The sequence below is a fragment of the Rhodanobacter soli genome, assembly GCF_040548735.1.
Classification (GTDB): Bacteria; Pseudomonadota; Gammaproteobacteria; order Xanthomonadales; family Rhodanobacteraceae; genus Rhodanobacter; species Rhodanobacter soli_A.
Genome location: NZ_JBEPSD010000002.1, coordinates 356790 through 371022, shown reverse-complemented (window position 1 = coordinate 371022; position 14233 = coordinate 356790). Strand labels below are relative to the sequence as shown.

Annotated in this window: 11 protein-coding genes and 2 tRNA genes; 4 read left to right on the top strand and 9 right to left on the bottom strand. The window is 68.1% G+C overall.

The genetic code is table 11. The features are described from left to right. The first annotated feature begins 88 nt into the window (after window positions 1–88). Both rnd and ABIE04_RS12605 read left to right on the top strand, forming a co-directional pair. Window positions 89–1204 (top strand): ribonuclease D, encoded by a 1116-nt coding sequence (gene rnd / locus ABIE04_RS12610; protein ID WP_354550658.1) that lies wholly within the window; start codon window positions 89–91, stop codon window positions 1202–1204. 60 nt (window positions 1205–1264) lie between these two features. Then, window positions 1265–1340 (top strand) — tRNA-Ala (locus ABIE04_RS12605). A gap of 70 nt (window positions 1341–1410) precedes the next feature. On the opposite strand, the gene ppk1 is transcribed toward ABIE04_RS12605, so the two are convergent. Continuing rightward, the gene (gene ppk1 / locus ABIE04_RS12600) at window positions 1411–3576 is read right to left on the bottom strand and encodes a polyphosphate kinase 1 (protein WP_354550656.1); all 2166 of its coding nucleotides are present in this window, start codon (window positions 3574–3576) and stop codon (window positions 1411–1413) included. 244 nt (window positions 3577–3820) lie between these two features. Between ppk1 and ABIE04_RS12595 the strand changes: the two genes are divergently transcribed. After that, a complete protein-coding gene (locus tag ABIE04_RS12595) occupies window positions 3821–5065 on the top strand; it encodes an MFS transporter (protein ID WP_354550653.1) in 1245 nt (414 codons plus the stop codon). A 70-nt stretch (window positions 5066–5135) separates the two neighbouring features. Here ABIE04_RS12595 and murB read toward each other — a convergent pair whose 3' ends face one another. The 6 genes from murB to amaB form a co-directional block, all read right to left on the bottom strand. Then, window positions 5136–6170 (bottom strand): UDP-N-acetylmuramate dehydrogenase, encoded by a 1035-nt coding sequence (gene murB, locus ABIE04_RS12590; protein WP_354551457.1) that lies wholly within the window; start codon window positions 6168–6170, stop codon window positions 5136–5138. Window positions 6171–6201: 31 nt separating this feature from the next. After that, entirely contained in the window at window positions 6202–7239 is a 1038-nt protein-coding gene (locus tag ABIE04_RS12585) for a quinone-dependent dihydroorotate dehydrogenase (protein ID WP_354550651.1), read from the bottom strand. Between the two features lie 3 nt (window positions 7240–7242). Next, window positions 7243–8022: a class I SAM-dependent methyltransferase gene (locus ABIE04_RS12580; RefSeq protein WP_354550649.1), complete on the bottom strand. Its 780-nt coding sequence runs from the start codon at window positions 8020–8022 to the stop codon at window positions 7243–7245. Then, window positions 8015–8770, bottom strand: coding sequence for an SDR family NAD(P)-dependent oxidoreductase (locus ABIE04_RS12575; RefSeq protein ID WP_354550647.1), 756 nt, complete (start codon window positions 8768–8770; stop codon window positions 8015–8017). The genes ABIE04_RS12580 and ABIE04_RS12575 overlap by 8 nt, the downstream gene beginning before the upstream one ends. A gap of 8 nt (window positions 8771–8778) precedes the next feature. Beyond that, window positions 8779–9081, bottom strand: a complete 303-nt coding sequence (locus ABIE04_RS12570) for a DUF4190 domain-containing protein (RefSeq protein WP_354550645.1) — start codon at window positions 9079–9081, stop codon at window positions 8779–8781. 88 nt (window positions 9082–9169) lie between these two features. After that, window positions 9170–10705, bottom strand: a complete 1536-nt coding sequence (amaB, locus tag ABIE04_RS12565; protein ID WP_354550642.1) for an L-piperidine-6-carboxylate dehydrogenase — start codon at window positions 10703–10705, stop codon at window positions 9170–9172. Window positions 10706–10942: 237 nt separating this feature from the next. On the opposite strand from amaB, the gene ABIE04_RS12560 reads away from it, so the two are divergent. After that, window positions 10943–11019 (top strand) — tRNA-Arg (locus ABIE04_RS12560). Between the two features lie 39 nt (window positions 11020–11058). Here the strand turns inward: ABIE04_RS12560 and ABIE04_RS12555 are convergent. Together ABIE04_RS12555 and ABIE04_RS12550 are read right to left on the bottom strand one after the other, a co-directional pair. Beyond that, entirely contained in the window at window positions 11059–12618 is a 1560-nt protein-coding gene (locus ABIE04_RS12555; protein ID WP_354550640.1) for a protein adenylyltransferase SelO, read from the bottom strand. A 94-nt stretch (window positions 12619–12712) separates the two neighbouring features. Next, window positions 12713–13378: a transglycosylase SLT domain-containing protein gene (locus tag ABIE04_RS12550; RefSeq protein WP_354550638.1), complete on the bottom strand. Its 666-nt coding sequence runs from the start codon at window positions 13376–13378 to the stop codon at window positions 12713–12715. Between the last annotated feature and the right edge of the window lie 855 nt (window positions 13379–14233).

Genomic DNA, 14233 nt, shown 5'->3' with positions numbered 1-14233 from the left:
CTTGGTGCGGCCTGTTATCGTGCGCTGCTCACCATAGGCACAAACCGCCGACAGGGCAATCCGCGCCCGCGCCTTCCAAGGAGTACCGATGTCACTGCCCGAAACCGCTGCCGCCGACTGGATCGACCGCCCCGATGCGCTGCAAGCGTGGCTGGCCGCGATACCCGCCGACGCCGCCATCGGCCTGGATACCGAGTTCATGCGCCGCAACACGTTCTACCCGCAACTGGCGCTGCTGCAACTGGGCTGGAATGGGCGCTACGCCCTGATTGATCCGCTCGCGTTCGACATCGGCGCGGCGCTGCAGCCGCTGCTCGGCGCCGGCCCGGCGGTCACCATCATGCACAGCGCCGGCGAGGACCTGGAAACCCTCGCGCCGCTGCTGCCGGACGGCCCGCACATCCTGTTCGACACCCAGATCGCCGCCGCCTTCGCCGGCATGGGCCTGGGCCTGAGCTACCGCGCGCTGGTCGCCGAGCTGACCGGGGTGGACCTGGACAAGGGCGAGACCCGTTCGGACTGGCTGCAACGCCCGCTCACCGACTCGCAGCGCAGCTACGCCGCACTGGATGTCGTGTACCTGAAAACCATCCACGAGCAGTTGGCCGAACGCCTGCAGCAGCGCGATCGCCGTGCCTGGCACGCCGAGGATTGCGCGCGCCTGAAGCAGCGCGCCAGCCACCGCGACGGCGACCCGCAGCCGCAACGTGCCCTGCGTGGCGCCGCCGACTGGCCGGCCGCGCAACAGGCCCTGCTGCGCCGCCTGTTGCTGTGGCGCGACCGCAGCGCGCGCCGCCTCGACGTGCCACGCCCCTGGCTGCTCGACGACGCCCTGGCGCTGAGCCTGGCGCAACAGCCGCCGGCCAGCCTTGGCGATCTCGAACAGCGCAGCCGTGGCCAGCGTGCGCTGCGCGCCGCCCAGCGCAGCGAGCTGTTCGAACTGCTGGCCCCCGCGGTCAGCGCCGAGGAAATCGCCGCCACCTCGCGCATCCCCAACCACCCGCAGGGCGAGGCGAAGAAAGCCCTCGGCGACATGAAACAGCTGATCGACACCCTCGCCGGCGAGCTCGACCTGCCGCCCGGCCTGCTGTGCCCGCGCAAGGTGCTGGAGGAATACGTGGTCACCGCCGAATGGCCCGACTTCCTCGAAGGCTGGCGCCGCGACGTGCTGCACGACCGCCTCAGCACACTGCTGCCCGGCTGAGCCTGGCACATCAGGTCTTGGCGAACCCCCAAGCACGCTGCTACCATTTGCGGCTTCCGTGGGGCGGTAGCTCAGCTGGGAGAGCGCCACGTTCGCATCGTGGAGGTCGTGGGTTCGATCCCCATCCGCTCCACCACGGATTTTACGATTGACGGGAAGCCGGCCTTGCGCCGGCTTTTTCGTGTGCGCAGGAAGCCTCGATCATCTCAGTGCGTGCTGCCGGCCCCTGCCCCGCACAGCTTCTCCATCAGCTCGACCTGCACGTTGCGGACGGGCTCACCGTCGGCGATGGATGAATGCAGGTATTCACCGTCAGGTTGCAGCAGCGAGGCGCTGGTGTTGTCGGTGAGGTAGAGCTCCAGCGCATGGCGCACGCGGTGCTGCAGTTTCTTGCCTTCGATCGGGAAGGCGGTTTCAACGCGGCGATCCAGGTTGCGTTCCATCAGGTCGGCGCTGGACAGGTACAGCTGCGGCTCGCCATCGTTGGCGAACCAGTAGGCACGGCTGTGTTCGAGGAAGCGGCCGATGACCGAACGCACGCGGATGTTTTCGGAAACGCCGGCCACGCCGGGGCGCAGGCAGCAGATGCCGCGCACGATCAGGTCCACCTGCACGCCGGCGATGCTGGCCTTGTACAGCGCGCGGATGATCTTCGGCTCGGTCAGCGCGTTGACCTTGAAGATGATCTGCGCCGGCTTGCCGGCGGCGGCGTGCGAGGCTTCCTGTGCGATCAGTTCCAGCAAGGTCTTCTTCAGCGTGAACGGTGCGTGCAGCAATTTCTTCATGTGCAGCACCTTGCCCATGCCGGTGAGCTGGCTGAACAATTTGTGCACGTCCTCGCACAGCGCCTCGTCGGAGGTGAGCAGGCTGTAGTCGGTGTACAGGCGGGCGTTGCCGGTGTGGTAGTTGCCGGTGCCGAGGTGGGCATAACGCACCAGCTCGCTGCCCTCGCGGCGCTGGATCAGCATCAGCTTGGCGTGCGTCTTGATGCCTACCACACCGTAGATCACCATCGCGCCGGCCTGCTGCAGGCGCGAGGCAAGCGTGAGGTTGGATTCCTCGTCGAAGCGCGCGCGCAGCTCGACCACCGCGGTCACTTCCTTGCCGGCGCGGGCGGCATCGACCAGCGCATCGACGATTTCCGAGTTCGCATTGGTGCGGTACAGCGTCTGCTTGATCGCCAGCACCTGCGGGTCCTTTGCCGCCTGGCGCAGCAGGTCGACCACCGGCGCGAACGACTCATACGGGTGCAGCAGCAGCACGTCCTGCTTGCCGATCACCTCGAACAGGTCTTCGGCGTGCTGCAGCGCTTTCGGCAGCACTGGCGTGAACGGCAGGTATTGCAGTTGCGGATAGCTCACGTTGTTGGCGATGCGGAACAACCGCGCCAGGTTCACCGGGCCGTTCACCTCATACAGTTCCGATTCGGTGAGACCGAACTGCCTGAGCAGGTGATCGGTCAGGTCCTTCGGGCAGTTGTCGGCCACTTCCAGCCGCACCGCGTCGCCGAAGCGGCGCGAATACAGCTCGCCGCGCAACGCCAGTGCCAGGTCCTCGACGTCCTCCGGATCGAGCGTGAGGTCGGCGTTGCGGGTCAGCCTGAACTGGTAGCAGCCAAGCACCTGCATGCCGGGGAACAGCTCCTCCGCATGGGCATGGATGATCGAGGACAGCAGCACGTAGTTGTCGCCGCCTTCGCAGATTTCCAGCGGCATGCGGATCAGCCGCGGCAGCACGCGCGGCGCCGGCACGATCGCCAGGCCGGAGTCGCGGCCGAACGCGTCCACGCCATCCAGCCGCACGATGAAGTTGAGGCTCTTGTTGACCAGCAGCGGAAACGGATGGGTCGGGTCGAGCCCGATCGGGGTGACCAGCGGCGCCACCTCCTCGCGGAAGTAACGGCGCACCCACATCTTCTGCTTGTGCGTCCACTGCGTGCGCCGCACGATGCGGATGCCGTGTGTGACCAGTTCCGGCAGGATGCGCTCGTTGAGGATCGCGTACTGCCGTGCGATCTGCCGGTGCGCGATCTCGCTGATCTCGGCCAACGCACGCCTGGGCGGGATGCCGTCCGGGCCGATCATCTCGTGGTCCAGCGCGATCTGCCCCTTCAGCCCGGCCACCCGGATCTCGAAGAACTCGTCCATGTTCGCGGAGAAGATCAGCAGGAACTTCAACCGCTCCAGCAGCGGCGTACGCTCGTCCAGCGCCTGGTCCAGCACGCGGATGTTGAACTGCAGCTGCGACAGCTCGCGGTGGATGTACAGCCGGCTGTCGGTGAGGTCCGGTCCCGGCGTCGACGGCGCGGCATCGTTGGCGGCTGGCGCGGCAGCGTCGGTCGGCAAGGTTTCGCGAATCAGGCGGCTGCTCATCGGTACACCGGGTCCGGCAAGGGTGGATACAGCATTCCCGCATGGTAGCCCGCCACGGACAAGACGGGGCGGGCATGGCGCCAGCAGGTCAGGCAATGCTCAGCCTGCGGCATTTTCCTGACCGCAGGATGACACTTGCACTGCCGCCGAACGATCGGCACATGCAGGCCGACGGTCGTTTGCCCTATGGTTGGCGCTCCCCATCGGTCCTGCCGCCGAGCCCGCCCTGTCGATCGAACGCCCCATGCAGACCCGCGTCGAAAGCGCCCCGCTCTCCCCTGCCGCCATTCCGTCGTCGATCGGAACACCCGCCACGGAGCGCACCCAGTTCGCGGTGCTCGGCGGGATCAGCTTCGCGCACATGCTCAACGACATGATCCAGTCGCTGATCCTGGCGATCTATCCGATCCTGAAGCACGACTTCCATCTCAGCTTTGCGCAGGTCGGCCTGATCACGCTGACCTACCAGCTCACCGCCTCGCTGCTGCAGCCGCTGGTCGGCACGGTCACCGACCGTCGGCCGATGCCGTATTCGCTGCCGGTCGGCATGGGTTTCACCTTGTGCGGCCTGCTGCTGCTCGCCGTCGCTCCGAATTTCCCGGTATTGCTGCTGGCCGCCGCACTGGTCGGCACCGGCTCGTCGGTGTTCCACCCGGAATCCTCGCGGGTGGCGCGGATGGCCTCGGGCGGACGGCACGGCCTGGCGCAGTCGCTGTTCCAGGTCGGCGGCAACACCGGTTCGTCGCTGGGGCCGCTGCTGGCCGCGTGGATCATCGTGCCGCACGGGCGCGGCAGCGTGGCGTGGTTTTCGCTTGCCGCGTTGCTGGCGATCGTGGTGTTGCTGCAAGTGGGCCGCTGGTACAGCCATCACCACATCACCCGCGGCAAGTCGGCGGCGCGGCACCTCGCGGTGGTGGCGCTGTCGCGCAAGCAGATCATCGGCGCGCTGGCGATCCTCGGCCTGCTGATCTTCTCCAAGTATTTCTACCTGGCCAGCCTCAGCAGCTATTACACCTTCTACCTGATCCACAAATTCGGCGTGTCGGTGCAGAGCGCGCAGGTGCACCTGTTCGTGTTCCTGTTCGCGGTGGCCGCCGGCTCGCTGATCGGCGGCCCGGTCGGCGACCGGATCGGGCGCAAGTGGGTGATCTGGGTGTCGATCCTCGGCGTGGCGCCATTCACCCTGCTGCTGCCGCACGCGAACCTGATGTGGACCGGCGTGCTGACGGTGATCATCGGCCTGGTGCTGGCCTCGGCGTTCTCGGCGATCCTGGTCTACGCGCAAGACCTGTTGCCCGGACGCGTGGGGATGATCTCGGGGCTGTTCTTCGGCCTGGCCTTCGGCATGGGCGGCATCGGCGCGGCCGTGCTCGGCGGACTGGCCGACGTGCACGGCATCGAATACGTCTACCGGCTGTGCGCGTACCTGCCGTTAATGGGGTTGATCACGGTGTTCCTGCCGAACCTGGAACGCCCGATTCGCGCATGACGCTGCCGTAGGGCGGGCACTGCCCGCCGGCTTTTCTCGTACGCAACGAGAGCGGCGGGCAGTGCCCGCCCTACGCGCCTTGCGTGCCGACGATGACCGGCTCCGGCTCCAGCCGCACGCCGAATTTCGCCTCGACATCGGCAATCACCCGTTGCGCCAGCGCCCACAGTTGCGGCCCGGTGGCCTGACCGTGGTTGACCAGCACCAGCGCATGGCGGTTCGACATGCCGGCGTCGCCTTCGCGCACACCCTTGAGGCCGGCGGCTTCGATCATCCACGCGGCGGACACCTTGCAGCGGCCGTCGGGCTGCGGCCAGACGGCGAGGCCGGGATGCTCGCGCTTCAGCGCATCGGCCAGCGCGGCCTCGACGATCGGGTTCTTGAAGAAGCTGCCGGCGTTGCCGATCACCGCGGGATCGGGCAGCTTGCGCGTGCGCAGGTGCACCACCGCCTCGGCGACGTGGAACGGCGCGGGCTTGTCCACGCCCATCCGCGCCAGCTCCTCGGCAATGCCGGCGTAGTCGGTGCGCAGCGGACGGCTGCGCGGCAGCACGAAGCGCACGGCAGTGACGATGTAGCGGCCCGGCTCGTGCTTGAACAGCGAATCGCGGTAGCCAAAGGCGCAGGTGGCATGGTCCAGCGTCACCACGCGACGTTCGCGCGTATCCCACGCCTCGACACTCTCGACGAACTCGGCGACCTCGCAGCCGTAAGCGCCGATGTTCTGGATCGGTGCGGCGCCGACGGTGCCGGGAATCAGGATCAGGTTTTCCAGGCCGGCGTAGCCTTGGCCCAGGGTCCAGCGCACGAAGTCATCCCAGCGTTCGCCGGCGGCCACCGCGATGCGCGCGCTGGCGCCGTCGCTCTCCACCTGCACGCCGCGGGTGGCCATCGCCAGCACGGTGCCGTCGAAGTCGCCGGTGAACAGCAGGTTGCTGCCCTCGCCCAGCACCAGCAGGCGGTCGCCGCGCAGCGCCGGGAAGTCGAGCAGCTCGGGCAGCTTGCTGGCGTCGCGGATCTCGGCCAGCAGCTTCGCCCGCGCATCGACACGCAACGTGTTGCGCGTCGCCAGCGCGGCGTTTTCGGTGAGCGTGTAACCGCCCATGTCCACGCGCTCGGCAGGCAGGCAAGTACGTTCAGACGGCATCGGCGGCCTCGCGCTGGCGGCGGATTTCATTCACGCACTCGGCGACCAACGGCGGCCCGCGATAGATCAGGCCCGAGTAGAGCTGCACCAGCGAAGCGCCCATCTCCAACTTCTCGGCGGCGTCGCTGCCGTCGAGGATGCCGCCCACGCCGATCAGCGGAACGCGGCCCTGCAGGCGCCGACGCATGCCCGCCAGCACCGCGGTGGAACGGTCGAACAGCGGCTTGCCGGACAACCCGCCGACTTCGTTGCCGTGCGGGTCGTCGGCCACCGCCGCATGGTCGATCGTGGTGTTGCTGCAAACCACCCCGTCGATGCCGGTGTGCAGCAGCACCTCGGCGATCGCGTCCAGTTCCGCCTCGCCCAGGTCCGGCGCGATCTTGAGCAGCATCGGCTTGCGCCGTCCGTGCTGCGAGCCGAGCCGCTCCTGCGCCTCGCGCAGCACCGAGATGAAGCGGCGCAGCGTGGCTTCCTCCTGCAGGTCGCGCAGGCCCTGGGTGTTCGGCGAGGAGATGTTCACCGTGACGTAGCTGGCATGCTCGTACACGCGAGTGAGGCAGAGCAGGTAGTCGCTGACTGCCTTCTCGTTCGGCGTGTCCTTGTTCTTGCCGATGTTGATGCCGAGCACGCCGTGATAGCTGGACTGCTGCACGTTGCGCACCAGCGCATCGACGCCGGCGTTGTTGAAGCCCATGCGGTTGATGATCGCCTCGTGCCGCGGCAGCCGGAACAGGCGCGGCCGGTCATTGCCCGATTGCGGCTTCGGCGTCACCGTGCCCACTTCGATGAAGCCGAAACCCAGCGCATCGAGCGCGTCCAGGTGTTCGGCATTCTTGTCCAGTCCGGCGGCGAGTCCGACCGGGTTCGGGAAGGTGATGCCAAACACCTTCGTCGGCAGGTCCGCCGGCGGCTTGGCGATCCAGTGCGCGAAGTTGCTGCGCTGGGCCACGCCCAACGCATACAGGGTGGCGCGATGCGCGGTCTCGGCATCGAGCTTGAACAGCAGCGGGCGCAGGATGTCGTACATGGATCAGGCCAGTTGGCCCGCGAAGATGCGGGTATCGTAATCGAAGCTTACCGTGCCGTTTTCGGCACAGCTGTCGAACAGTTCGCGCAGTGCGCGCAGCATCGGTTCGTGCCGGGGATGGCCTGCCTTCGGCGCATACGACGACGACATCAGGCGTCCGCGCAGGGCTTCGAAATCCAGTTGCTGCGCGTGTTCGAAACGGGCCGCACCGCGGAAGCCGGCGCCGAACCAGGCGCGCATGCGCGCGTCGTCGGCATAGCGCTCGGCCACGCTGGCGTAGTCGGTGCCGTAAGCCAGCAGCAGCGCCTCGTAGCCTTCCAGAAAACGGGTGCCGTTGAGTCGACGCGAGTTCCACCAGATCGCCGCCAGGCCGCGCGGACGCAGGATGCGCGCAAACTCGCGTCGTGCCGCGTCCTCGTCGAACCAGTGGAATGCCTGCGCCACGGTGACCAGGTCCACGCTGGCGTCGGGCAAGCCGGTGGCGTCGGCGCCGCCGTCGACCGCATCGAAGCCCGCATACGCCCGCAGCCAGTGTTCGGCCGCGGTGCGCATCGGCGCATTCGGTTCCACCGCGGTCACCCGGTAACCGGCGTCGAGGAACAGCTTCGAGGAGATGCCGGTGCCGGCACCGATGTCCGCCACACGCCAGCTGCTGTCCACGCCCTGCTCGCGCTGCAGCCAGTCCAGCAGTGCCACCGGATAGTCCGGCCGGTAGCGCACGTAGTCATCCACGCGATCGCCGAAGCGCGCGGTGGATGGCAGGGAAGCGTTCTCGTCAGCCATGGAGCATCTGTCCGCCGTCGACGACCAGGGTATGACCGGTGATCCAGCCCGCCCACGGCGAGGCCAGGAACAGCGCGGCGTGGGCGATCTCTTCCGGCTTGCCGAAGCGGCCGAACGGAATCTTCGCCAGGGTGGCGCGGTAGAGCTCCGGCTGTTCCAGCTTGCGGCGCTCCCACAGGCCGTCGGCAAACGCGATCGAGCCCGGCGCGATCGCATTGACGCGGATGCGGTGTTCCGCCAGCGCCAGTGCCTGCGAGGTGGTGTACTGGCTCAGCGCCGCCTTCACCGCTGCATACGCCGCACCGTTCGCGCGCGGGCGGAAGGCGGCGATCGAGCTGGTGTGCAGGATGCATCCGTGCGGCGCGGCCTTGAGGTGCGGCAGGGCCGCGCGCGACGCGCGCACCGCCGCCATCAGGTCCACGTTGAAACCGGCGATCCATGCCTCGTCGCCGTCGTCGAAACCGTAGCCGCTGGCGTTGTTGACCAGCACGTCGATGCCGCCGAGCGCGCTGGCTGCCTCCGCCACATAGGCCTCGATGGCGCGGGCATCGGCCAGGTCGCAGCTCTGCGCGTGCGCCAGCACGCCGTGGGCGGCGAGCGCCTGGCGGGTTTCCTCCAGCGCCGCCACGCCGCGGGCGCAGATCGACACGGCCGCGCCGGCTTCGGCAAAACCCAGCGCGATGCTGCGGCCGATGCCGCGGCTGCCGCCGGCGACGACGACGCGATACCCGTGGAAATCGAAAGGCATGCGCGGCATCAATGCCAGTTCGAGAAGGCGAAGCCGAAGATCAGCGCAGCGATGAGCACGAACACCGCCAGCACGCACAGCAGCAGTTGCACGTAACCGAGCACCAGACCGGCCACGGCCATGCCGTCGCCCTCGATGCGGGCATCGGACGGACTGCGGCGAATCTCGCTGCGCGCCAGATGGCCGCAGATGATCGCCACGATCGCGCCCACGAACGGCAGCACGCACCAGGCCAGGATGCCGAATACCAGGCTCACCACGGCCAGCGAACTGGTGCCGGTGCCCGGGCGGTAGGACGGTTGATAGCTCATCGGATCGCTCACTCATGTCGAGGTGGTGGATCAGCGCCGTCATGCATCGCCGTCGGCTGCGGGTGGCGAACCGCCCGCAGCCGGTTCATCAGAAGTCGAACTTGATGCCTTGCGCCAGCGGCAACGCGTCCGAGTAGTTGATGGTATTGGTCTGGCGGCGCATGTACACCTTCCAGGCATCCGAACCGGACTCGCGGCCACCGCCGGTTTCCTTCTCGCCGCCGAACGCGCCGCCGATCTCCGCACCGGATGTGCCGATGTTGATGTTGGCGATGCCGCAGTCGGAACCCGCCGCCGACAGGAACTGCTCGGCCGCCTTCAGGTTGGTGGTGAAGATCGACGAGGACAGGCCCTGCGGCACGTCGTTCTGCAGCGCAATCGCCTCGTCCAGCGTCTTGAACGGCATCACGTAGAGGATCGGCGCGAACGTCTCGGTCTGCACCACCTCGTCGGCGTTCTTCAGCCCGGTGACGATGGTCGGCAGCACGAAGTTGCCCTTGCGATCGGTCAGCGCCTTGCCGCCGGTGGCGACGGTGCCGCCAGCCGCCTTGGCCTTCTCGATCGCGGCGAGATAACCCTGCACCGCTTCCTGGCTGTTCAGCGGGCCCATCAGCGTGGTGGCCAGGGTGGGATCGCCGATCTTGCCCTCGACCTGCTTGTACGCCTTGACCAGGGTGTCGACCACGCTGTCATGAATCGACTCGTGCACGAACACGCGGCGGGTGGTGGTGCAGCGCTGGCCGGCGGTGCCGACCGCGCCGAACACGATGCCCGGGATCGCCAGCTTCAGGTCGGCCGTCTCGTCCACGATGATCGCGTTGTTGCCGCCCAGTTCCAGCAACGAGCGGCCCATGCGCTGGGCCACCCGCTCGCCGACCATGCGGCCGACCTTGGTCGAGCCGGTGAAGCTGATCAGCGGGATGCGCTTGTCGTCGACGAACGCCTGCGCCAGGTCGCTGCCGGCGTCGTTGAACAGGAAGAACAGGTCGGGGAAGCCGCCGGCCTTCAGCGCATCGTTGCAGATGCGGATCGTGGCGATCGCCGACAGCGGGGTCTTCGGCGACGGCTTCCAGATGCAGATGTCGCCGGCAATGGTGGCCAGCATGGCGTTCCACGCCCACACCGCGACCGGGAAATTGAACGCGCTGATGATGCCGACCAGGCCCAGCGGATGGTACTGGTCGTACATGCGGTGGCCCGGGCGCTCCGAATGCATGGTGTAGCCGTACAGCATGCGGCTCTGGCCCACCGCGAAGTCGGCGATGTCGATCATCTCCTGCACTTCACCGTCGCCCTCGGGCTTGATCTTGCCCATCTCCAGCGCGACCAGCGAACCCAGCGCGTCCTTGTGCTTGCGCAGCGCCTCGCCGCACAACCGCACGGCTTCGCCGCGACGCGGCGCCGGGGTGGTGCGCCACACCTTGAACGCTTCCTGCGCGCGCTGGACGATCACCTCGTAATCGGCGGCGCTGGACGCATGCACGGTGCCAAGCACCTCGCCGGTGGCCGGGTTCACCGGCTGCAGCGCGCCGGCGTCGGTGGTCTTCGACCACTCGCCTTGGCCGAGGTAGCTGCCGGACTGCTCGCCATCGAGGCCGAGCGCGCTGAGGATTGCATGGGACATGGATGTCTCCTGGACTTGCGGCGCCTGCGGGGCACCGTGAAGGGAAAGTGGCAATTGCCCATTCTAGCAGGGGTGGGTAAGTGACTCCCTCCCCTGCGTTGCAGGGGAGGGCTGGGGTGGGGTCGCTCTTGATCTTGGATTTCCGGCACTCCAACGCCCCTCGCCAGCCTCCACTGCAAGCAAGGGAAGGGCAACACAATCGCACCGCCGCGTGATCCATGCGAAAATCCCGCCGCTGCCCTCGTAGCTCAGTTGGATAGAGCGGCCCCCTCCTAAGGGGCAGGTCGGACGTTCGAATCGTCTCGAGGGCACCAGTTCCGTCATGCGAGGGCCGGCCATGCCGGCCTTCGTGTTCAGGAACTGCACGACAGCATCGAGCAACCGGCCTTGTGCCGCGCCCAGTCCGGGCGCTTCTGCGCGAACGCCTCGCGGCCGGGCTGGTCGTCGTAGGGATGGCGCATCACCTCAAGCAGTTCGGCGATACCGCTGGGGTCACCCTGCTCCGCGCGGTCGATCGCCTGCTGCGCCAGGTAGTTGCGCAGCACGTAGCGCGGGTTCGCCAGGCGCATCTGCTCGCGGCGCTGGGCCGGCGACAACGGATCATCGGCCAGCCGCGCCACGTAGCGGGCCAGCCAGTCGCCGAGCGCCGGCTCGGCCTCGCGCCGCTTCGCCTCGTCGTAAAACGCCTCGCCGAACGGCGCCAGCGTGGGCGCCTGCACGTCCACCGCGGCCAGTGCGCGGAACCACAGCGTCATGTCGATCTCGGCCTGCTGCATCAACGATTGCAGCGACTGCATCAGCGCCACGTCGTCGTCGCGGCATTCGGCCAGGCCCAGCTTGGCGGCGATGTTGGCGCGGTCGGCGGTGGCATACACGGCGGCGTAATGCTGCAGTCCTGCCTCCAGCGGCCCGATGCCATCGAACAGCGGCGCCAGCGCACCGGCCAGGCAGCTCAGGTTCCACCACGCCACGTTCGGCTGCTGGCCGTAGCGGTAGCGACGGCGCTGCGCGTCGGTGGTGTTCGGCGTCCAGTCCGGATCGTAGTTGTCGACCCAGCCATACGGGCCGTAGTCGATGGTGAGGCCGAGGATCGACATGTTGTCGGTGTTCATCACCCCGTGCACGAAGCCCACGCGCATCCAGTGCGCCATCATCGTGGCGGTGCGCTCGCACACTTGGGTGAACCACGCCGCATAGAGCGCCTCGCCCTCACCGTCGAGTTCAGGGAAGTCGCGGCGGATGGTGAACTCGACCAGCCGGCGCAGCAGCGCGATGTCGCCGCGCGAGGTGGGCAGCTCGAAATTGCCGAAGCGGATGAACGATGGCGCCACGCGACACACGATCGCGCCCGGTTCCGGCGCGGCGTGGCCGTCGTAGAACATGTCGCGCACCACGGCCTCGCCGGTGCCGACCAGGCACAGGGCACGTGTGGTCGGTACGCCCAGGTGGTGCATCGCCTCGCTGCACAGGAATTCGCGCACTGAGGAACGCAGCACCGCGCGGCCGTCCGCGCCGCGCGAATACGGCGTCAGTCCGGCACCCTTCAGTTGCAGCTCCCAGCGTTCGCCGGCGGCATTGATCACTTCGCCCAGCGAAATCGCGCGGCCATCGCCGAGCTGCCCGGCCCAGTTGCCGAACTGGTGCCCGCCGTAGTTCGCCGCATACGGCTGCATGCCGTCGAGCAGGGCGTTGCCGCCGAACAGCTGGGCAAACTCGGGCGTGGCGACATCCGTCGCGCTGAAACCGAGCGTCGCCGCCATCTCGGCCGAATGCGCCAGCAGCCGCGGCGCCGCCACCGGCGTGGGATCGACCCGCGAGTACAGCGCGCCGTCGACCTGGCGCAGCCGCGCGCCCTGCTCCGGATCGCCGGGCAGCTCGCGCACGAACGCATTGTCGAAACGAAGATCGAACATCAGGCTGCCTCGAAGGACTGCAGCCTATATCCGGGCGCCAACGGCGCGATGCAAGGCCGGGCCATGCAGTGCGGCGCGCTTTCTCCGAACGGCGCTAGCGCGCCACGGCCTGCCCACGGTGCGGCGGACGATGGATCGCCTTCAGCCGCTGGTAGACGGTCAGCACGGCGGTGCCGTAATCCCTGGCCAGGGTCGGCGTGTGGCTGTGGTAGTAGCCCACGCCGAGCACCCGGTCGCGGGTCTGATGCATGCCGTCGCGCAGGATTTTCGCCGCCACGGTGATGTTGGTGCGCGGATTCAGCAGCGTCAGCGGATCGCGCACCGCGTCCCGGTGCATCGGGTAGTAGACCTGCATGATGCCGACATCCTGCACGGCCGAACCGAACTGGCTCGCCGCCGCCATCGCCAGCTGCACGTCATGCCGCTCGCCGCGCACCAAGTGGTCGTCGACGCGGAACAGCCACGGCGTGGGCGCAATCTTGCCATCCGGGTACAACGCCTTCGATTCCACCAGGGCGACGCTGTACAGCAGCAGCGGATCGACGCCGGAGGCCTTGCCGATCTGCGACCACAGGCTCTGCCGCGAAGTGATGTCGAGGTCGGACTCCTCGATCGGCATCATCAGGTCCATCGTGCTGACGTCGGACAACAGCTTGCGACCGGTTTCGGCCGGCTCGGCGTGGGCTGCCGGCGCAACCGTTGATGCGCTTGCCGGAGCCGACACCGGCGCAGGCCCGGCCGGCAAGGACAGTGCACGCATGACAGATGCGGGCCTTGCCGATGTGGCAACCACCGCCCTGGCTGGCGTTGATCCCACGCCGGGGTGCGGCATGCCGATGCGCAGCAATACCAGGGCAGCGCCTGCGATGGCGCCCATGGCGACGCCTGCCGCAAGCCTGCGCCGAGGCGCCCTCGCCCATCCCGGCCACGACGGCATGCGTGCCCGCGCCCACGGCATGATCCGGGCGTCGACGAGCCGGCGCAAACCGGCGACTGCGCTCACGTGCCATCCATCCAGCAGCCAACGTTCCGCTGCCGGCCGCAGCACGCTGGGGGGCAGTCGGCTGGGCACGGCCCGTGAACGGATCCAGTGCGCAGGTGCCGGCATCGGAACGGCCGGGGCGACCGACCGGCGGCGGGCCGACGCGCCTCCGGATTTCCAGCACGCCGGCGCCATCAGATAGACGCGGCCCGGTTCCCGAGGAGTGCCACGCGCTGTCACGGGGTCGGTGACCGGATGCTTGCCCGAGCCGGCTCCCGTGCCCGCTTCGGCAGGGGCCGGTTCCCGCGCCGGCCCATCGCACGCGACCATGCCACCCTCGACTTCGGAGTACCCGCGGCTGTCGCCGTGCAAGGCATCTGCGGTCGTTGGTGTCAAACCATCCACGAGCGAATCCTGTTCAAGGCACGGCCGCCGCCGATCCGGGGGGCCTGGTCGGGGCGGCGAACTCCCCGTGTCGAGGGTCGCCATTAAATCAGGTTTGCGAAGGCGGTTCCCGTATCGGCACCTGAACGTCCCCGCGCCCCCCGACGCAAACCCGCCAGGCATCGGCACGGCATGCACAAGCCAGTGCGCCAGCCAGCCGCTATAGTCGGCTGCCGCACCCTCGGCGAA